Source organism: Achromobacter sp. ES-001, assembly GCF_019448355.1.
GTDB lineage: Bacteria > Pseudomonadota > Gammaproteobacteria > Burkholderiales > Burkholderiaceae_B > Achromobacter > Achromobacter spanius_B.
This window is the reverse complement of sequence record NZ_CP079940.1, coordinates 4,587,361-4,606,747: the sequence shown is the minus strand read 5'-3', so window position 1 is coordinate 4,606,747 and position 19,387 is coordinate 4,587,361. Positions and strand designations below refer to the sequence as shown.

Genomic DNA, 19,387 nt, shown 5'->3' with positions numbered 1-19,387 from the left:
GTGGCGGTCAAAACCCCTGATTATAGGAGGTGCTAGACGCGGCTAGGGGGCGGGGCTGTTTCGGGGATGCGCGCACTGGGCGCCAAGACGCCGTATGCCAATGTAACCACGCCCAGAACAGCGCCCGCGATGACCACGCCGGGCCAGCCGAAATGGGCGTAAAGCCAGGACGATACCAGTGAACCGGAGGCGCCGCCGAGGAAGTAGCTGGTCATGTAGCCCGCGGTAAGGCGGCTGCGTGCTTCGGGACGCAGGCGATAGAGCGAACTGCTATTGGTGACATGAACGCCCTGGATGGCCAGGTCCTGCACCAGAATGCCCGCCAACAGGGCAAATACCGAGACCTGGCCAAAGGCCATCAGGCCCCAGGACCCGAGCAGCAGCAGCAGGCCCACGCGCGTGGCCAGGTTGCCCAGGCCCCGGTCGGCCAGGCGGCCGAAGCGGTTCGCGGCATAGGCGCCCGCCGCCCCGGCCAGGCCGAACAGGCCGATGGTGGTGTTGCTGTATTGATAGGGCGGGCTGGCCAGCAGGAAGGTCAACGGCGTCCACAGCATGCTGAATGCGGCGAACAGCAAAAAGCCCAGCAGGGACCGCGCGCGAAACAGCGGCTCTTGGACAAACATGCGCAGGATCGAGCCCAACAGGCGCGGATAGCTCATCGTGGTGGGGCTCTGGTAGCGCGGCAGCACACGCCACAGGGCGGCGGACATGCCCAGCATCAGCACGGCGGCCACCCAGTACACGGTGCGCCAACTGCCCACGTCCGCCAGCACGCCTGCCACGGTGCGAGCCAGCAGAATGCCCAGCAGCAGGCCGCTCATGACCGTGCCCACCGCCTTGCCGCGCTCGTGCGGGGCGGCAAGGGTGGCCGCGAACGGCACCAGAATCTGGGCCACCACGGACAACAGCCCCGTCAGCGCCGTGCCCAGCAGCAGCACCGCGATGTGGGTGGCGAAGGAAGAAATCAACAGGCCGCCCGCTGACAACAAGGTCATCAGCACGATCAGACGGCGGCGTTCAAAGAGATCGCCCAGCGGCACCAGCAGCATCAAACCCAGCGCGTAGCTCAATTGGGCCGTGGTGACGATGGCCCCCGCCGCGGCGTTGGACAGCCCGAATTGCTGGCCAATCGTATGCAGCAGCGGTTGCGCGTAGTAGTTGCTGGCGACGGCCAGGCCGGTCGCGATCGACATCAACAGGACGATCGGCGCGGTCAGCGTCGGGGTGGGCGGGGTAGGCGGGGCGGGGGGCGCGGAGGCGGGGGAAGCTGTCATGAAGCGGAGCGAAGGCGGTTCGAAAATGGCGGGAGAAAGCGAAGGGAGAGGGGAGGCGGCAACGGTGGCAACGAGGGCGACGGCGACATCAACGTCTACGTCTACGGCAACCGCGCCATGGGCGGCAGCGCGTCAGACGCCGATCCCTCCTGGCGTTTCCTGATCGTGCTTGATCAGCAGCTTTTTCAGCAGGCCGGCCAATTGTTTGCGTTCGGCGGCCGAGAGCGGATCCAGCAGTTCGCCCAGATCCTTCAGGTAATCCTTCAGCACCTGCTTGATGACGCGCAGGCCGTCAGGGGTCAGTGACACGATGATGCCGCGCCGGTCGTCGGGGTTCGGATTGCGCACCAGCAGCCCCGCCTGTTCCAGCCGGTCAAGCCGGTTCGTCATCGCCCCTGATGTCAGCAACAAGGCTTCGACCAACTTCTGCGGGTTCAGGGCGTGCGGCGCGCCGGTGCGGTAAAGCGTCGCCAGGACGTCGAATTCGCCCTGGTGCAGGTGATGGCGGCGAAAGCTGCGATTGACGTTTCGGGTCGCAAAGGCGTTCAGGCGGAACACCCGGGTCACAACCGCCATGGCCGCGAAGTCCTGGTTGGGGCATTCGGTGGTCCATTGCGAGATGACGAGATCGACGAGGTCGGACGTGGGCATGATCGAATTTATTTGATGTGAAGTTTCTTCACGTAAAGATAAATTCTAGTCCCCTGAACCCGGCTCGCGCAAATCGCGCGGCAAAAAGAAAGGCCCGCCTCTTTCGAGGCGGGCCTTTCCGGCTTGACCGGATGGTCGCGCGAATTACTGCGCGGCGTCCTTCAGCTTCTTGAGCGGGCGAACCTTCACCTTGACCGAAGCCGGCTTGGCGGGGAACCAGCGCTCAACGCCAGTGAACGGGTCCTTGCCGAAGCGCTTGGCCTTGGCGGGAACCTTCTGCACGGCAACCTTGAACAGGCCGGGCAGCGTGAATTCGCCGGCGCCCTTCTTGTCCACGGAACCCAGCACCGAAGTTTCCAGGCTGGCCAGCACGGCCTTGACGGCCTTGGCTTCAACGCCCGATTGCTCAACGATGTAAGCGACCAGCTGGGTCTTGTTCATTGCAGCCTTGATGGCCTTGGGTGCAGCAGCGACCTTCTTGGCGGCGACGGCCTTCTTGGCTGCGGGCTTCACAGCGGTCTTGGCGGCGGTTGCCTTCTTTGCAGGTGCCTTGACGGCGGTCTTGGTGACTTTCTTGGCAGGAGCTTTTGCTTTCGTGGCCATGGTCAAAATCCGTAGTTGAGGACATGGGGCAGCGCGCGCCGGGTATCGGCAATTAACGCCACGCGCCCGATGATAGCGGAAGACTAGCCGTTCTAGCGGTTTTCCGCCGGGTTTTCAGCCGTTGTTTGTTGTTTTCCACGCAGAAAAGTGCTTCCTGCAAGGGTTTCTTCAAAAAAATGCCATCGCGCAATGGCTTGCGGACGTGGCCTCGCGCATCACTGAACCTTCCGCGCATCCCGTGTTCCAATTGCGTCGCGAAAAACAAAAGCATGGATTTCAAGCACCGATATGTTGATGAAGAAATTGGCGGCGAGCCTGCTCGTCGCAACCGCATGCCTGTCCAGCGCGCTGGCGCAGCCGATGCCCGAACCTGTGTTGTCGGCAAAGGCCTGGCTGTTGTTGGATGAAACCAGCGGGCAGGTGATCGCGTCGCACGCGGCCACCACGCGCATCGAGCCGGCGTCCCTGACCAAGATCATGACGGCCTACGTCGTGTTCGACGCTCTGAACAAGAAAGAAATCACGTCCAGCCAAACGGTAGTCATTTCCACGCGCGCCTGGAAAGTGCCGGCAGGCAGTTCCAAGATGTTCCTGGAGCCGGGCTCGAAAGTGAGCGTGGACGACCTGCTGCGCGGCTTGATGGTCCAGTCGGGCAATGATGCGGCCATTGCGCTGGCCGAGGCGGTCTCGGGCAGCGTGGAAGCCTTCGTGGCGCGCATGAACGACACGGCGGCAAAGCTTGGGCTGCATGCCACGCACTTTGCCAGCCCGCACGGCTTGCCCGATCCGGGCACGTATTCAACGGCCAGCGACTTGTCCATCCTGGCCACGCGCTTCATCCGCGACTACCCGCAGCTGTACAAGACGTACGATTCCGCCAAGCAATTCACCTTCAACAAGATCACGCAGCCCAATCGCAACCGGCTGCTGTGGCTGGACCCCAGCGTGGACGGCTTGAAAACCGGCCACACCGATTCCGCCGGCTACTGCATTGTGGCCACCGCGCGGCGGCCCAATGGCACCGACCAGCGCCGCCTGATTACGGTGGTGGTGGGCACGGCCTCCGACAAGCTGCGCACGCAGGAAAGCCGGCAGTTGCTGGAGTGGGGTTTTCAGGGTTTCAATACGATCAAGCTGTACGCGCGCGGCCAGGCCGTGGCCACGCCGGAAGTCTGGAAGGGCGAAAGCGACAGCTTGAAAGTCGGTTTTGCGCGCGACGCCTATGTGACCGTGCCGGCCGGCGCCAAGGTCGAGCCGGTGTGGACGCCGACGTTGCCGCTGGTGGCGCCGATTGCGGCGCAGGACACGGTGGGCGCGTTGCGCGTGCTGGTGGACGGCAAGCCCGCCATGCAGTTTCCCGTGGTGGCGCTGGAACCGGTGGCCGAGGCAGGTTTTGCCGGCCGCGCCTGGGACAGCGTTCGACTGTGGTGGCGCGGCCATTCTGGTTGATGGCGCAGCAACATGCAGGAGGTGTGCGATGGTGGTGAGCATTCCCGCAGGCCCGGCGCCCGCGCCCGGATCGGATGACCCATTGGCCCTGCTGTCCGCCTGCCACGGACGCATCGCCCGCCAGTGCGCCACGCTTGAACGGCTGGCCGCGCACCTGCCCGTGCACGGCAGCGACGAGGCCGCGCAAACCGCCGCCGCCAGCGTGCGCCGGTATTTCGACACTGCGGCGGTGCACCATCACGAAGACGAAGAAGAAGACCTGTTCCCCGCCTTGATCGATTCCATGGCGGGTTCGGATGCGGGCTGCCTGCATGCGTTGGTAGCGGGCCTGATGGACGACCATCGCCGCCTGGCGACGTTGTGGGCGCCGCTGCGCCAGGCCTTATCCGATATCGCGGCGGGCCTGCCGGCGGCCTTGCCGGCGGAGCAGGTCCGCGAATTCACGCAGGCCTATGCCGCGCATATCCAGCGCGAGGAAGACGAGTTGCTGCCGATGGCGTCGCGGCTGATTTCGGACGAGGCGCTGGCGGCCATCGGGCACGCCATGGCGGTGCGCCGGGGCGGCGACGCGGGCTGAGCGGCGACGGGGTTCGACTGTCTTTCAGCCCTTGCGCCCTGAATTGCCGTTCAGAAAAATGACGCTACGATGCGTCAAACCGGCGCGCTGGGCGCCGCCCTGACGACGCCATGCCATGAACCGCAACCTTCGTTTTCGCCAGATACTGCAAGATTCCGCATTGATGCACGCCATGTCGGCGCACAACCCGATGGCGGCGCGTCTGGCCGCCGACGCCGGCTTTGACGCCATCTGGGGCAGCGGCTTTGAGTTGTCCGCCAGCTACGCGGTGCCCGACGCCAGCATTCTTTCCTCGTCCGTGCATCTGGACATGATGCGCGCCATCGCCGCGACGGTGGACGTGCCCGTCATTGCCGACATCGACACCGGTTTTGGCAACGCGATCAACGTGTCGTATATGGTGCCGCAGTACGAAGCGGCGGGCGTGTCGGCCGTGGTGATGGAAGACAAGACGTTTCCCAAGGACACCAGCTTGCGCGCCGACGGCCGGCAGGAACTGGTTCGGACAGAAGAATTCCAGGGCAAGATCGAGGCCGCCTGCGCCGCGCGGCGGGACGCGGATTTTTGCGTCATCGCCCGCACCGAGGCGCTGATCGCCGGCTTGGGCCAGCAGGAAGCGCTGTCCCGCGCCCTGGCCTACGAGGCCGCGGGCGCCGACGCCATCCTGATTCATTCCAAGCAAAGCACGCCCGACGAGGTCCTGGCGTTCATAGCCGCCTGGTCCGGCCGCGTGCCGCTGGTGCTGGTGCCGACCGCATATCCGCAACTGCGCGAAGCCGACATTCAGGCGTTGTGCAAGGTGGGCTTGGTGATCTACGGCAACCATGCCATCCGCGCGGCGGTGGGCGCCATGCGCGATGTGTTCGCGCGCATCCGGCGCGACGGCGGCATACACGCCGTGGATGCCGATCTGCCTTCGGTCAAGGACATCATCGCGTTGCAGGGCGATGCCGCCATGCGGGAACTTGAGCAGCGATATCTGAAGTAGTCCGCCCCCAGGCGTCAACGCTGGCCATGCCCGTTGTAGCGCCCCATCCGAGGCCACCCCACCAAAGCCACCCCACCAAAGCCACCCCACCAAAGCCACCCCACCAAAGCCACCTATCCGCGGCAATCTCCCGCATGCCTCTTTTGCACGCATAGGCCGTTGCGCGCACCCCAGCGAGGGATTACGCTAGACGGCTTTTGGCGCCCCGGAGGCACGATGGAGCAGGCGACACGATGACGCAAGCGGCAAGCAAACTGGCGAGCCGCCTGTTCGGTTCATGGGTGAACGAGGTCAGCCGCGTCACGTTGCGGGCGGACCTGTTCGCCGGCCTGCTGGGCGCGCTGCTGGTGCTGCCGCAAGGCGTCGCCTTCGCCACACTGGCCGGGCTGCCTGCTGAATACGGGCTGTATTCGGCGATCGTGCCCTGTATCGTCGCGGCCTTGTTCGGGTCGAGCCGCCACGTGATGTCGGGTCCGACCAATGCCAATTCGCTGGCCTTGTTCGCGGTGCTGACACCGCTGGCGGTCGCGGGCAGCCCCGGCTATATCGAACTGGCGCTGGCCGTCACGGTGCTGGTGGGGGTGATGCAGTGGCTGGTGGGCGCGCTCCGCCTGGGGTCGTTGGCACATTTCATTTCGCCGTCGGCGCTGTTCGGTTTCACCAGCGGTGCCGCGCTGCTGATTGCCGTGCATGCCTTGAAAGACGGGCTGGGTGTGCCGTCGCCCGCGTCGCACGGGGCGGGCGCCTTGCTTGTCAGTGTGGGCACGCATCTGGATCAAGTGCATCCCGGCGCCGTCCTGGTCACGCTGACCACGCTGGGCGTGGCGCTGCTGGTGCGGCGGCTGGACAAGCGCAAGCCCTACATGTTGCTGGGCCTGGTGGCCGGTTCTGTGGCGGCAGCGGCGTTCAATTCTTGGGTGGCCAAGGCGGGTGGGGATGCGGTATCGGTGGTGGGCGCCATCGCGCAGCCGTGGCCGCCGTTCCACGTGCCCAGCGTGGACTGGCGCGCCTTGCCCGACCTGATGAGCCTGGCCTTCGCGCTGACCATCGTGGCCCTGGCGCAATCGATATCCATTGCCAAGGCGGTGGCTACCCGGTCGGGTCAGCGTATCGACGCCAACCGCGAATTCGTGGGGCAGGGCCTGTCGAACATCGTGGGCGGCTTCTTTTCCTGCTACTTGTCCTGCGGTTCGTTGAACCGGTCGATTCCCAATTTCGAAGCGGGCGCCAAGACGCCGCTGGCGGCGGTATTTTCGGCGGTGTTGCTGGTGGTGCTGGTGGCCCTGTCCGCCCCGCTGCTGGCCATGATTCCCAACGCCGCCATCTCGGGGCTGTTGTTGCTGGTGGCATGGACGTTGCTGGACATCCCGCGTTGGCGCCAGTTGATCCGGATGCAGCCAGGCGAATGCGCCATTGCCGGCGCCACGCTGGCCGCCACCGTCACGATCCGCATGGAAGTGGCCATTCTGCTGGGCACCGTGCTGTCGCTGATGGCCTACCTGCACCGCACCTCGCGCCCCGCCATGCGCACGATGGGCTTTGATTCACGCGGGCCGGATCGGCGCTTCGTGGTGCTGGCACACCAAGCAGACGCGCTGCCGGAATGCCCGCAGCTGAAATTGCTGCGCATGGAAGGGTCCATCTACTTCGGTGCGGCGGCGCACGTGGCGCAGCGGCTGCACGAGCTGCGCGAAGCGCCCGAGGCGCCGCGCCATCTGCTGGTGATGGCCAAGAGCATGAACTTCATCGATCTGGCCGGCGCCGAGGTATGGGAAGACGAACTTGTTGCGCGGCGCGCGATGGGCGGCGACCTGTATTTCCACCGTCCCCGGCCCGAAGTGCTGGACATGTGGCGCCGTACGGGATTCCTGGATCGGTTGGGGGCGGACCATATCTACCCCGACAAGGCGACCGCGCTGCGCGACATCTACGCCAGGCTGGATCGGGGTATCTGTGCGGGCTGCCAGGCGCGGATATTTTGGGAATGCCAGACCCCCGCGCAAGCCTCGCCGGATCAGGGTGTTTCCGTACCCAGGTAGGCCGCGCGCACGCGCTCATCCGCCGCGATGACGGCGGGGGCGCCTTCGGCCAGCAGAGCCCCGCGCACCAGTACCGCGATGCGGTCCGCGTGTTTGAACACCACGTCCAGGCTGTGTTCCGTGAACAGCACGGCGATGCGCCGGCTGTCGGCCAACTGGCGCGTCAGCTGCATCAGGGCGTGCCGCTCGTTGGTGGCCATGCCCGCGGTGGGTTCATCCATCAGCAGCAGCCGTGGTCGGTGCGCCAAGGCCATGGCAAGCTCCACCCGCTTGACGTCGCCATAGGCCAGCGTGCCGCAATGCGCGTGGGCCTTGTCCGCCATGTGGACCTGCGCCAGCAGGCTCATGGCCTCGTCCACCGCGTGGCGGCCGGCGCGGCGCCAGGCGCGAAACAGCAGGCGGTCGCGCGCCAGCAGCGCGGTCTGCACGTTTTCGCACACCGTCATCGAACGAAACGTGGCGGCGGTCTGGAAGGTGCGGCCCACGCCCAGCCGGCAGATCCTGCCCGCCGACAAGCCGACCAGCTCGCGGCCACCCAGCCGCACGGAACCGGCATCGGGCCGCAACTGGCCGCCCAGCGCGTTAAAGCAGGTGGACTTGCCCGCGCCGTTTGGCCCGATCAGCGCCAGCATCTGACCGGCGTCCAGCGTGAACGTCACGCCCGCCAAGGCGTCGATTCCGCCAAAGGACTTGCGCAGGCCCTGCACCTGCAACAAGGGGGAGGTGGGCGAGGTCATGCGCGCCTCCGGTTCAGGCGCGCGGCGGCGCCCGCCAGGCCATCGGGAAATGCCATGACCAGCACCAGGATGGCCAGGCCCAGCACCGCGTGCCAGTACTCGGTGCTGCGCGCGGCAACGTCTTGCAGCCAGGTGTAGGCGGCCGCGCCAACCAGCGGCCCGGCCAGCGTTTGCAGGCCGCCCAGCAACACCATCACCAGCCCGTCTACCGATCGGCTGACCGCCAGCACGTCCGGTGCGATGCTGCCCTTGGAAAAGGCGTACAACGACCCGGCCAGCCCCGCCGCGAAAGACGCCGCGACAAAGCCCGCCCACTGCACGCGGCGGGTGTCCATGCCCAGCGCCTCGGCGCGCAGCGGCGAATCGCGCACGCCGCGCAGCGCGTAGCCCAGCGGCGCAAACGCCAGCCGGCGCAGCCACGCGATGCCCGCGGCGCACAACGCCAGCGTCACGTAATAGAACCACGGGCCTTGCGACAGCCACGCCGACGGCCATAGCCCGATCAGGCCGTTGCTGCCACCGGTGACGTCGTCCCACTGATAGGCCATTGCCCACAGAATCTGCGCCACGGCCAGCGTCAACATGGCCAGATACACGCCGGACAGGCGCACGCAGAACCAGCCGAACAGCAGCGCCCCGAACGCCGCGGCGAAGGGGCCCAGCAACAGCGCGGCTTCCATGGGGATGGCGGCCAGCTTCAGCAGCAGGGCGGCCCCATACGCGCCCAGGCCAAACCAGGCGGCGTGGCCGAACGACGTCATGCCCGCCAGGCCGGTCAGAAAATGCAGGCTGGCGGCGAACAGGGCGGCGATCAGGATCTCGGTCATCAGGATGCCCAGATACGGCCATTGCAGCGTGGCGACGGGCACCAGGGCCAGCAGCACCAGCAGCGCGCCATAGGCGTAGCGCGTACGCGGGCCGGCGGGGGTAATGGGCCGTTCGGGCGCGCCGGCGTGCGACGCGGGGGCAGGCGGCTGGCCCAGCAATCCCCAGGGGCGCACCACCAGCACGACCGCCATCACGGCAAATTCCGCCAGCAAGGTCAGTTTGGACAGGTTGAACACCCAGGGGCCGATGGCGACCTGGCCCAAGAATACGAAGACAGCCTTGACCGAGCAGATCAGCACCGCGGCCAGGAACGCGCCGGGAATGGAGCCCAGCCCGCCCACCACCACCACGACAAAAGCGCTGGCGATGATTTCCAGGTCCAGGCCCAGCGTGGCCGGCACGCGCGGTGCGGCCAGCGCGCCGCCCAGCCCGGCCAGAAACGCCCCCAGCGTGAAGGCCGACGTAAACAGCCACGCCTGGTTCACGCCCAGGGCGGCCAGCATGTTGCGGTTTTCGGAGGCGGCGCGCAGCAAACGGCCCCAGCGCGTGCGCATCAGCAGCAGCCACAGCAGCCCCAGCACGACGGGGCCGGCGGCGATCAGCAGCAGGTCATATTGCGGATAGCGCCGGCCGAGAATCTGCACGGCGCCGGACAGGCCCGGCGCGCGCGCGGCGAACAGGTCCTCGGGGCCCCAGATGGCCAGTGCCGCATCACCGATGATCAGCACCAGTGCAAAGGTGGCCAGCAGTTGAAACAGTTCGGGCGCGCGGTACAGCCGCTTCAGCACCAACCATTCGGCGGCCAGGCCGACCAGCCCGGTCACCAGCGCGGCCAGCAGCAAGCCCAGCCAATAAGCGGGGCCGGTGCCGAACCAGTTGGTGAAGGTCCAGGCCAGGTACACGCCCAGCATGTAGAAAGAGCCGTGGGCGAAATTCACCACGCGGGTCACGCCGAAGATCAGCGATAAGCCCGCGGCCACCAGGAACAAGGCGCTGGCGTCCGCCAGGCCGTTAAGCAGCTGCGACAGCAGCCCCGACAGGCTCATCAGTTGGTGGGACGCATCTTGCGCACCTGCTCATCGGGCGGCTGCAAGCGCGCGCCGTCGATGTAGGCGAAGTCTTTCATGACGCCCTTGCCGTCTTCCACCGCCGTGACGCCCACGTAGACGCCCATCGTCGATTGGTGGTCGATCTTGCGGTATTGGATCGGGCCGTAGGGCGTGTCCACCTTGAGGCCGCCAAACGCGTCCACCAGCTTTTCCGTATCCACGGCGCCGGCGGCTTTCAGCCCCTGGGCGATCGACATCAGGGACGCATAGCCCACCACCGAGCCCACCTTGGGCGTTTCGTTGTAGCGCTTCTTGTAGGCGTCCACGAAGGTGGTATTGGCGGGGGTGTCGATGGCGTACCAGGGGTAGCCGGTCACGATCCAGCCGCTGGGCGTGTCGGCGCCCAGCGGTTCCAGGTATTCCGGTTCGCCCGACAGCACGGACACCACCGGCATGTTCTCGAACAAGCCGCGCGTGTTGCCCTCGCGCACAAACCGCGTCAGGTCGGCGGCGAACAGCACGTTGAAGATGGCATCGGGCTTGGCGTCGGCCAGGGCCTGCACCACGGCGCCCGCGTCTACCTTGCCAAGCGGCACGGCCTGTTCCGCCACGAATTCCACATCCGACTGGAACGACTTCATCATGGCCTTGAAGGTGGCCACGGCGGACTGCCCGTATTCGTAATTGGGGTAGACGATGGCCCAGCGCTTCTTGCGCAAGGCCAGGGCCTTGGGCGCAAGCGCCGCCACGTGCATCCAGGTGGACGGGCGCAGGCGCCAGGTGTAGCGGTTGCCCTCTTGCCAGGTGATCTTGTCGGTCAGCGGCTCGGCGGCCAGGAAAAACACCTGCTGCTGCTTGGCGAAGTCGGTCAGCGCCAGGCCGGTGTTGGACAGAAAGCCGCCGAAGATCAGCTCTACTTTTTCGCGGGCAATGAGCTCCTGGGCGGCGCGTACCGAATCGCCCGGGTTGCCGTTGTCATCGCGCGAAATCACTTCCAGCTTCCGGCCCAACACGCCACCACCGGCGTTGACCTCTTCCACCGCCAATTGCCAGCCCTTTTTGTAGGGACCAAGAAAGGCGGGAATGGCCTTGTAGCTGTTGATCTCGCCGATGCGTATGGGCGGTTCCTTGTCCTTGGCGGTGGCGGCGCCAACAGGCGTCAGTGCCAGGGCCAGGAGTGCGGGCGCGAGCGCGCGGCGCAGCAAAGTAAGGCAGGGACGAAGCATGGCGGTCATCGCAGGCAAGGGGTCGGGGGCAGGGTAGCGGCCAATTGAAGCACGCCCCTTTGCCGCGCGGCAATAATAAAAAACGCTCCGCGCCAACAAAAAAAGCCCCGCGGGGCGGGGCTTTTCACTACCTGGAAAACCGGCTGAATTACTTCAGCTTGGTTTCCTTGTAGTCAACGTGCTTGCGAGCGACCGGATCAAATTTCTTGATCAGCATCTTCTCGGGCATGTTGCGCTTGTTCTTGGTCGTCGTGTAGAAATGACCCGTGCCGGCAGTCGACTCGAGCTTGATCTTTTCGCGGATACCTTTGGCCATGTCGTGCTCCTAGTATGTAGATTGGCGGGGAGGCCGATTAGGCCAGTTCGCCGCGGGCACGCATTTCGGCCAGCACGGCGTCGATGCCGTTCTTGTCGATCGTGCGGATGGCCTTGGCCGAAACACGCAGGCGAACCCAGCGGTTTTCGCTTTCAACCCAGAACCGGCGCGATTGCAGGTTGGGCAGGAAGCGACGCTTGGTCTTGTTGTTCGCGTGCGAAACATTGTTGCCCACCATCGGGCCTTTGCCGGTCACTTGGCATACGCGTGCCATGGATGCACCTCTTTATGTCGTTCTTGTCGCGCATCGCTTGGGGGAGGTAGACAGGGTTTTAGCCGCCGGGCTGTAGTGCGCTGTAGTGCGCTTTTGGTGCGCACTGTGTTGCGCTGCCGGCCACCCAGTCTTAGTGGATGAGGGGCAAGTGGAACCTGCCCCGTGCTTATACCCGCTGCCTGCCATCCGCCGTGTACCTGGGTTGTTGCCAAAGTACCGAAATGCGCGGTTGGGGTCAGAGTGCTGAACTACAAAGCATAGTAGTCCCGCACGGGAAACTTCATGTGAAGACGTAGATTCTAATACGAAAAACGCAGGCAGATCAAGCGACAGTGCGTCAGGCGGTGTGCGAACGCGCCACACGCCCCGAGATCCAGGACAGGCACGCGCACGTGGCCAGCGTGGTGGTCAGGGGCAGGGCGCTGTCGGTCTGCCAGGCACTGACGGCAAAGCCGGCCAACGCGCCGCAGGACAATTGCAGCGTCCCCAATAGCGCCGACGCCGCGCCCAGGCGCTTGCCTTGGTCCGACAGCGCCAGCGCGGCCGAATTCGGATTTACGAAGCCCTGGCTGCCCATGTAGCAGATCAAGCACACCATCAAGAGAGGCAACGTCATCCAACCGGCCAGCGTCAAGCCCACCGCGACCAGGCTGGCAATGGCCAGCGACGTCAGCGCGTAACGCTGCAACTGGCGGGGCTGATAGGTGCGCAGCAGTCGCGCGCTGATCTGCGAACAGACGATCAGCGACAGCGCATTCGTGCCGAACAGCAGCCCGTAGTACTGCGGCTGCACGCCGTAGAGCTCGATAAAGACACGCGGCGATCCAATGATGTAGGCAAACATGCCGGCCTGACCGAAACCGCCCGCCAGGCTGTGCGCCATGAAGCCACGATGCCGGAACAGGTCGCGATAGTTGCGCAAGATGGTGCTCCAGCGCAGTGGCACCACGCGTTCGGGCGCCAGCGATTCCTTCATGATGCGGGCCACGGCCACCATCAGCATTGCGCCGCCAGCCAGCATGATCCAGAACAGGCTGCGCCAGGACGCGATGGCCAGCAACTGCCCGCCCGCCAGCGGTGCAAGAATCGGGGCCAGCCCCATGATCAGCATCAGCAGCGACATCGCGCGCGCGGCTTCGTGGGTTTCGTAGTGGTCGCGAATGACGGCGCGCGGGATCACGATACCGGCCGCGCCGCCCATGGCCTGCACCACGCGCCAGCCGGTCAGCGCTTGGACCGAGCCGGACAGCGCGCAGCCCAGCGAGGCAATCATGAACAGCGCCAGGCCCACCATCAGCGGCGGCTTGCGGCCGAAGCGGTCGGCCATCGGGCCGTAGAACACCTGCGCCAGCGCCAGGCCGATCAGGTAGGCGGCCAGCGTGCGTTCGACATCGCCGCGCGGCACGCCCAGGTTTGCCGCGATGGTCGGGAACGCCGGCAAATACATATCGATGGCGAACGGACCGATCGCGGTCAGCGCGCCCATGAGAATGAGCCAGCCGGGCAGGCCGCTGCGGGAAACAGATGATGGGGACATGGTGATCGCGGTAAAACGCAGGGACAGGGCGCGCGTCTCGGTTACCCGTCCGTTCAGCGCCAAGCCAGCGACTTTATCACGCGCCACCTGACAGGGAAATGTCACCGCTTTTCCGATAAAGTCGCCGACGACCTGTCGTGTTCAGTGGAGATGCCGTGAATCCTTTGCTGTCTGTCGTGGAACGCAAACTTCAAGCCCTGCCGGTGCCGGTGCAACTGGTGCTGCCCGATGGCGCGGTGGTCGGGCCGCCCGATCCGCGCGTGCGATTCGTCACGCACGACAAGGCCGCGCTGGTGCACCTGGCCGAAGGCGCCGTCGGCGTGCTGGGGCAGGACTACGTGGAAGGGCGCATCGATATCGAAGGCAATATGCGCGACGTCATGGCGGCCGCCTCGGCGTTGCTGCCGGGCTCGCCCGTGGAGGCCGCGCGCGGCGGCTGGTTGACCGAACTGGTGCGCCGCGTGATGTCGGTGTGGCGCCATTCCATCGAGCGCGACGCCAAGCAGATCGAATTCCACTACGACCTGTCGGATGACTTCTATGCGCTGTGGCTGGACCCGCGCCGGGTGTATTCCTGCGCCTATTTCCGCACGCCGGACATGACGCTGGCACAGGCCCAGGAGGCAAAGCTGGATCACATCTGCCGCAAACTGCGGCTGCGCCCGGGCGAACGCTTTCTGGATGTGGGCGCGGGCTGGGGCGGGCTGCTGTTGTGGGCCGCCGAGCACTATGGCGTGGACGCCACCGGCATCACGCTGTCGCGCAACCAGCACGCCTATGTGACAAAGCTGATCGAGGAAAAGGGCCTGTCGGGCCGGGTCCGCATGTCGCTGCTGGACTACCGCAAGCTGGATGAAACCGCGCCCTTCGACAAGATTGCCTCGGTGGGCATGTTCGAGCACGTGGGCCGCGCGCAGCTGGATGACTATTTCGCCAAGCTGCGCCGTCTGTTGCGTCCCGGCGGCCTGATCATGAACCATGGCATCACCGCGGCGGGCGTCTACAACGCCGAACTGGGCAACGGCATGGGAGAGTTCATCGAAAAGTACATCTTTCCCGGCGGTGAGCTGACGCACATCAGCGTGGTCATGCAGGCGATGACCAATGGCGGCCTGGAAGAGGTGGACGTTGAAAACCTGCGCCCGCATTACGCCCGCACGCTGTGGGCATGGAGCGATGCGCTGGAAGCCCGGCTTCCCGAAGCGGCGCAGGTGCTGCACGGGGAAGAGGGCGCCCGGTCGCTACGTGCCTACCGCCTGTACCTGGCCGGCTGCGCCATGGCGTTCGAGCACGGCTGGATCGCGCTGCATCAGATCCTGGGCCAGACGCCTGCCGTGGGCCGCGCCGACGAATTGGACAACCCGGCCGACCTGGCCTATCCGTGGCGTCGCGACTACATGTATGGCGACTTCGAAAGCCCGGCCCGCTGACCAGTCGTTGAATATCCGCTGAATAAAAGCTGAAAAAGGACAATAAAAAGCCTTCGACCGCGGACCGGAACGCGCTTTTCGGGCCGCTGGAACGCGTTGTATGTACTGATAAGATTAAAATATTAACTGAATGTATCGGCTGTTTGATACCAATATTCCCCAGGGGAAATTCATAAACCACCCCTGATCGACAAGGGTAATCCCGTAGCTTTTCGGCCGGGAATGTATCTGACTTATTCAGGCTTGGACTTGGGCAGCGCAGCAATTTCGTTTAAGATGCTGCCTTCTTCGTTCAGTTTTGTTCAATTTCTGTGGGTTTTCAAAAACCATGTTTTTGAAACTCCTGTCTTGCAAGAACCCGCGCCTTTGCGGTTGTTCTTGTCGCTAGTGTCGGTTTGTATTGGCGGTTCTGCCCGTCTTCCGCACAACCCCCTTAGCTCCACGGCACTTCCGGGCCAGACCCGGCGTGTGTCCTTGAACCTATGGAGGCAAAAAGCCAATGCGTTTTACCCCTGTCAAGACCCTGGCCGCCGCGGCCGTTATGTTTGCATTTGCCGGCGCGGCCCAAGCCGCCGACGCTCCGCAGTGTGAAATCAAGCGCCCGGTCAATTTCGGCGCCATGAACTGGGAATCCAACCTGGTTCTGGTCGATGTCGAACGTTTCATCATGGAAAAGGGCTACGGTTGCAAGACCGAAACCCTGCCGACGGAAACGCTGCCTGCCCTGGCCGCGCTGGAGCGCGGCGATCTGGATATCAATACCGAAATCTGGCTGAACAGCGTGGCAGACCCCTGGGACCGCGCGCAAAAGACCGGCAAGGTCAAGCGCATCGGCGACTTGTACATGGGCGCCGAAGGCTGGTACATCCCGCGTTACACCGCTGAACGCCTGCCCGAACTGAAGTCCGCCGCCGACCTGCCCAAGTTCAAGGACGAATTCAAGGATCCGGAAGAACCCGGCAAGGGCCGTTTCTACGGCTGCCCGGCGGGCTGGGGTTGCGAAGTCACCAGCAACAACCTGTTCCACGCCTTGAAGCTGGACGACACCTACACCCTGTACTCGCCCGGCACGGGCGCCGCGCAGAAAGCCGCGCTGATGTCGGCCTACAAGCGCAAGCAGAACGTGGTGTTCTATTACTGGTCCCCCACGCCGCTGGTGGGCGCGATGGATCTGGTCAAGCTCGACATGCCGCCTTACGATGCCGAAAAGCACAAGTGCCTGACGTCGACCAAGTGCGCCAAGCCCGAGCCCAGCGCCTATCCGGACAACCCCGTCTTCACGGCGGTGAACACCAAGTTCTCGGAAGAAGCGCCCACGCTGACCGAGTTCCTGTCCAAGGTGTCGGTGCCGCTGCCGGTCATCAACGAAACCCTGGCCCACATGGAAGAGTCCGGTGATGAATCGAACGCCGTGGCCAAGTGGTTCTTGAAGAACAAGCCCGACGTCTGGACCAAGTGGGTTCCCGCCGACGTCGCCGCGCGCGTCCAAAGCGCGCTGTAACCGTATCGGAAGTCGGCCTCGCGCTGTCATGGCGCGGGCCGGCCGCCTTAAGGGAAAAAGCCCGTTGCGGTCTTTGCATCGGGCTTTTTCCCCTGAGATGGCCGCTGGCCGGGCGTTTGTTACCCCGCCGCCAGCAAAAGGCGTTGCACCGTATGTGGCCTGCTTTGTGGCCCGCTTTCGTCAAGAAAGCGCCCCGGCCGCATGCCCCTCCGGAATCCGGAATGCGTGGTGGCCACCGGCCGCCGGAAAGCGCCAAAGAATGGAGTCGAAACTATGTTTCCTGAAATTATTCCCGCCCGTCAGGTCAGGGCGGCGATCGACGGGTTCGTCGATCACCTGGTCACCAACTACGCGGACACGCTAGAGACCCTGTCTCAGCCGGTCCTGCACGCCCTGGTGTGGCTGGAGCAGTTGCTGCGCAACTCGCCCTGGTGGGCCGTCGTCGCCGTCACCATCGCGATCGCGTGGGGCGTCAGCCGCCGCATCGGCCTGAGCCTGGCCATGGGCGCGCTGCTGTGCGTCATCGGCGTGCTGGGTCTGTGGGACGCTGGCATGCAGACGCTGGCGCTGATGATCATGGCCGCGGGCCTGTCGGTGCTGATCGGCATCCCGCTGGGCGTGCTGATGGCACGCATCAACTGGCTGCGTTCCATCATGCTGCCCGTGCTGGACGTGATGCAGACGATGCCCAGCTTCGTCTACCTGATTCCGGTTGTGATGCTGTTTGGCCTGGGCAAGATCCCCGCCATCATCGCCACCGTGATCTACGCCGTGCCGCCGCTGATCCGCCTGACCGACCTGGGTATCCGCCTGGTCGACCGCGAAGTGCTGGAAGCGTCGCGCGCCTTTGGCGCCAACCCGCGCCAGCAACTGTTTGGCGTGCAATTGCCGCTGGCGTTGCCCAACATCATGGCCGGTATCAACCAGACCACGATGATGGCGCTGTCCATGGTGGTGATTGCGTCGATGATCGGCGCGCGCGGCCTGGGCTATGAAGTGTTGCTGGGCATCAACCGCCTGGAAGTGGGCCGTGGCCTGCTGGCGGGCCTGGGTATCGTGGTGCTGGCCGTGCTGTTCGACCGGATCACGCAATCGTATGGACAGCGCATGCGCATGGGAGGCCAGCGATGAGCAAGATCGAAGTTAAGAACATCTACAAGGTCTTCGGATCGCATCCGAAGAAATGGCTGGCGGCCGCCCAGGGCGGCATGAGCAAGGAACAGCTGTTGGCCGAAAGCGGCCACACGCTGGGCCTGCGCGACATCAGCCTGTCGATTGAAGAGGGCAGCATCTACGTCATCATGGGCCTGTCCGGGTCCGGCAAGTCGACGCTGATCCGCCACTTCAACCGCCTGATCGAACCCAGCGCCGGCCACATCCTGGTCGATGGCGTGGACGTCGTCAGCCTGAACAAGCGAGACCTCGAAATCTTCCGTCAAAAGAAGATGAGCATGGTGTTCCAGCGCTTTGGCCTGTTCCCGCACCGCACCGTGCTGGACAACGCCGCATACGGCCTGACGGTGCAGGGCGTGGGCAAGGCTGAACGCGAGAAGCGCGCCCGCGACTGGCTTGAGCAGGTGGGCCTGGCCGGCTTCGAAAACCAGTATCCGCACCAGCTGTCCGGCGGCATGCAGCAGCGCGTGGGCCTGGCGCGGGCGCTGGCCACCGACGCCGAAATCCTGCTGATGGATGAAGCGTTCTCGGCGCTGGACCCGCTTATTCGCCGCGAAATGCAGGACCAGCTGCTGCAACTGCAAGCCAAGCTGAACAAGACCATCGTGTTCATCACGCACGATCTGGACGAAGCGCTGCGCCTGGGCAACCGCATCGCCATCCTGAAGGACGGCGAACTGGTGCAGGAAGGCACGCCGGAAGACATCCTGCTGAATCCGGCCAACGACTACGTGCAGTCCTTCCTGCAAGACGTGAACCGCACCAAGGTGCTGAACGCCACGCACGCCGTCAACCCCGCGCGCCTGACCTTGACGATGCGTTCGCGTCCGGCGCACGCGCTGGACCGCATGCGCGCCATGGACTACGAATACGCGCCGGTGCTGGACGGCAAGCGCCTGGCCGGCGTGCTGACCGCCAAGGCGGCCGAGCAGGCCATCCAGGAAGGCGTGCGCGATGTGTCGCGTTTCGTGGAAGACCTGGCGTCCGTGCCGGCCACCGCCGGCCTGGGCGAAGTGCTGGCCCAACTGGTGCACAGCGACCAACCGGTTGCCGTTACCGGCGAAGACGACGAATTCCTGGGCATGCTGTCGCGCAAGAAGGTCGTTGAACTGGTGACGCCGGCGCTCACGGAAAACGCCACGGCGGAACCCGCCGCGATGGATCTGGCAAGCGAACCCGTGCACGAGCCCCGCGACCAGGCCGCCTGACCCTTTCGCACCCCTGCGCCCCGCTGTTTTGGGACGTATCGACGTTGCCCGGTTGCAATCCGCTTGCAGCCGGGCAAAGTCGTTTTATGATGGCTGGCCGGCCACGCGTCCGGCGTTCCCCGTTCGAATCACCGGAAGCCGTCATGCCCATTTTGAATGTCCAGATCCTGCAAGGCCACTCGGCCGCCCAGAAGGCCGCCTTGTTGCGCGCCGCGTCCGACGCGGTCGTCCAGAGCATTGCCGCGCCGCTGCCCAGCGTGCGCATCGTCTTGCAGGAAGTGCCCGCTGAAAACGTGATCGTGGCCGGTGAAATCGGCAAGCGCATGGTGCGCGTCGACGTGGCGCTGATCGAAGGGCGCGACGAAGCCAAGAAGGCCGCGCTGATCGCCGCGCTGAACCAGGCCGTGTGCAGCAGTATCGATATCTCGGGCGAAGACGTGCGGGTGCTGATCCGCGACGTGCCCAAGGTGGACATGGGCGTGGCCAACGGCATCAGCGCCAAGGCCGCCGGCCGCTAAGCTGCCGTT

The 19,387-nt window shown here is 64.9% G+C and carries 18 protein-coding genes; 9 read left to right on the top strand and 9 right to left on the bottom strand.

The features are described 5' to 3' along the window. Nucleotides 1-32 precede the first annotated feature (32 nt). The 3 genes from KYT87_RS20725 to KYT87_RS20715 all read right to left on the bottom strand — a co-directional run bounded on the left by KYT87_RS20725 (nucleotide 33) and on the right by KYT87_RS20715 (nucleotide 2,528). The gene (locus KYT87_RS20725) at nucleotides 33-1,274 is read right to left on the bottom strand and encodes an MFS transporter (RefSeq protein WP_104144194.1); all 1,242 of its coding nucleotides are present in this window, start codon (nucleotides 1,272-1,274) and stop codon (nucleotides 33-35) included. Nucleotides 1,275-1,406: 132 nt separating this feature from the next. Then, the gene (locus tag KYT87_RS20720) at nucleotides 1,407-1,925 is read right to left on the bottom strand and encodes a MarR family winged helix-turn-helix transcriptional regulator (RefSeq protein ID WP_046807264.1); all 519 of its coding nucleotides are present in this window, start codon (nucleotides 1,923-1,925) and stop codon (nucleotides 1,407-1,409) included. A 144-nt stretch (nucleotides 1,926-2,069) separates the two neighbouring features. Beyond that, nucleotides 2,070-2,528, bottom strand: a complete 459-nt coding sequence (locus KYT87_RS20715) for an HU family DNA-binding protein (protein ID WP_046807265.1) — start codon at nucleotides 2,526-2,528, stop codon at nucleotides 2,070-2,072. Nucleotides 2,529-2,816: 288 nt separating this feature from the next. Here KYT87_RS20715 and KYT87_RS20710 point away from each other — a divergent pair, with 288 nt between their 5' ends. From KYT87_RS20710 to KYT87_RS20695, 4 genes are all read left to right on the top strand, one after another. Then, the gene (locus tag KYT87_RS20710; protein ID WP_082134647.1) at nucleotides 2,817-3,977 is read left to right on the top strand and encodes a D-alanyl-D-alanine carboxypeptidase family protein; all 1,161 of its coding nucleotides are present in this window, start codon (nucleotides 2,817-2,819) and stop codon (nucleotides 3,975-3,977) included. Nucleotides 3,978-4,005: 28 nt separating this feature from the next. Beyond that, the gene (locus KYT87_RS20705) at nucleotides 4,006-4,554 is read left to right on the top strand and encodes a hemerythrin domain-containing protein (protein WP_046807266.1); all 549 of its coding nucleotides are present in this window, start codon (nucleotides 4,006-4,008) and stop codon (nucleotides 4,552-4,554) included. 115 nt (nucleotides 4,555-4,669) lie between these two features. Further along, nucleotides 4,670-5,542, top strand: a complete 873-nt coding sequence (locus KYT87_RS20700) for a phosphonopyruvate hydrolase (protein WP_219990749.1) — start codon at nucleotides 4,670-4,672, stop codon at nucleotides 5,540-5,542. 233 nt (nucleotides 5,543-5,775) lie between these two features. Then, a complete protein-coding gene (locus tag KYT87_RS20695) occupies nucleotides 5,776-7,581 on the top strand; it encodes a SulP family inorganic anion transporter (protein ID WP_219990748.1) in 1,806 nt (601 codons plus the stop codon). On the opposite strand, the gene KYT87_RS20690 is transcribed toward KYT87_RS20695, so the two are convergent. From KYT87_RS20690 to KYT87_RS20665, 6 genes are all read right to left on the bottom strand, one after another. Continuing rightward, nucleotides 7,557-8,318 (bottom strand): ABC transporter ATP-binding protein, encoded by a 762-nt coding sequence (locus KYT87_RS20690; RefSeq protein WP_219990747.1) that lies wholly within the window; start codon nucleotides 8,316-8,318, stop codon nucleotides 7,557-7,559. The genes KYT87_RS20695 and KYT87_RS20690 overlap by 25 nt on opposite strands. Beyond that, the gene (locus KYT87_RS20685) at nucleotides 8,315-10,192 is read right to left on the bottom strand and encodes an ABC transporter permease (RefSeq protein WP_120156561.1); all 1,878 of its coding nucleotides are present in this window, start codon (nucleotides 10,190-10,192) and stop codon (nucleotides 8,315-8,317) included. Before KYT87_RS20685 ends, KYT87_RS20690 begins: the two co-directional genes overlap by 4 nt. Then, entirely contained in the window at nucleotides 10,192-11,421 is a 1,230-nt protein-coding gene (locus KYT87_RS20680; protein WP_219990746.1) for an ABC transporter substrate-binding protein, read from the bottom strand. Before KYT87_RS20680 ends, KYT87_RS20685 begins: the two co-directional genes overlap by 1 nt. A 148-nt stretch (nucleotides 11,422-11,569) precedes the next feature. Continuing rightward, entirely contained in the window at nucleotides 11,570-11,737 is a 168-nt protein-coding gene (gene rpmG, locus KYT87_RS20675) for a 50S ribosomal protein L33 (RefSeq protein WP_003810296.1), read from the bottom strand. A 37-nt stretch (nucleotides 11,738-11,774) separates the two neighbouring features. Beyond that, nucleotides 11,775-12,011 (bottom strand): 50S ribosomal protein L28, encoded by a 237-nt coding sequence (rpmB, locus tag KYT87_RS20670; RefSeq protein WP_006385639.1) that lies wholly within the window; start codon nucleotides 12,009-12,011, stop codon nucleotides 11,775-11,777. A gap of 337 nt (nucleotides 12,012-12,348) precedes the next feature. Further along, a complete protein-coding gene (locus tag KYT87_RS20665) occupies nucleotides 12,349-13,497 on the bottom strand; it encodes a Bcr/CflA family multidrug efflux MFS transporter (protein ID WP_104144188.1) in 1,149 nt (382 codons plus the stop codon). Nucleotides 13,498-13,703: 206 nt separating this feature from the next. Between KYT87_RS20665 and KYT87_RS20660 the strand changes: the two genes are divergently transcribed. The 5 genes from KYT87_RS20660 (at nucleotide 13,704) to KYT87_RS20640 (ending at nucleotide 19,378) form a co-directional block, all read left to right on the top strand. After that, the gene (locus KYT87_RS20660; protein WP_219990745.1) at nucleotides 13,704-14,978 is read left to right on the top strand and encodes a class I SAM-dependent methyltransferase; all 1,275 of its coding nucleotides are present in this window, start codon (nucleotides 13,704-13,706) and stop codon (nucleotides 14,976-14,978) included. Between the two features lie 499 nt (nucleotides 14,979-15,477). Next, nucleotides 15,478-16,479 carry an ABC transporter substrate-binding protein gene (locus KYT87_RS20655; protein ID WP_219990744.1) on the top strand — a complete coding sequence of 334 codons (1,002 nt, stop codon included), beginning with the start codon at nucleotides 15,478-15,480 and terminating at the stop codon, nucleotides 16,477-16,479. A gap of 273 nt (nucleotides 16,480-16,752) precedes the next feature. Then, nucleotides 16,753-17,610, top strand: a complete 858-nt coding sequence (locus KYT87_RS20650) for a proline/glycine betaine ABC transporter permease (RefSeq protein ID WP_046807274.1) — start codon at nucleotides 16,753-16,755, stop codon at nucleotides 17,608-17,610. Next, complete coding sequence (locus KYT87_RS20645) at nucleotides 17,607-18,860, top strand: glycine betaine/L-proline ABC transporter ATP-binding protein (RefSeq protein WP_120156559.1); 1,254 nt, start codon at nucleotides 17,607-17,609, stop codon at nucleotides 18,858-18,860. The genes KYT87_RS20650 and KYT87_RS20645 overlap by 4 nt, the downstream gene beginning before the upstream one ends. Nucleotides 18,861-19,003: 143 nt before the next feature. Beyond that, nucleotides 19,004-19,378, top strand: coding sequence for a tautomerase family protein (locus KYT87_RS20640; protein ID WP_006220931.1), 375 nt, complete (start codon nucleotides 19,004-19,006; stop codon nucleotides 19,376-19,378). Nucleotides 19,379-19,387 lie beyond the last annotated feature (9 nt).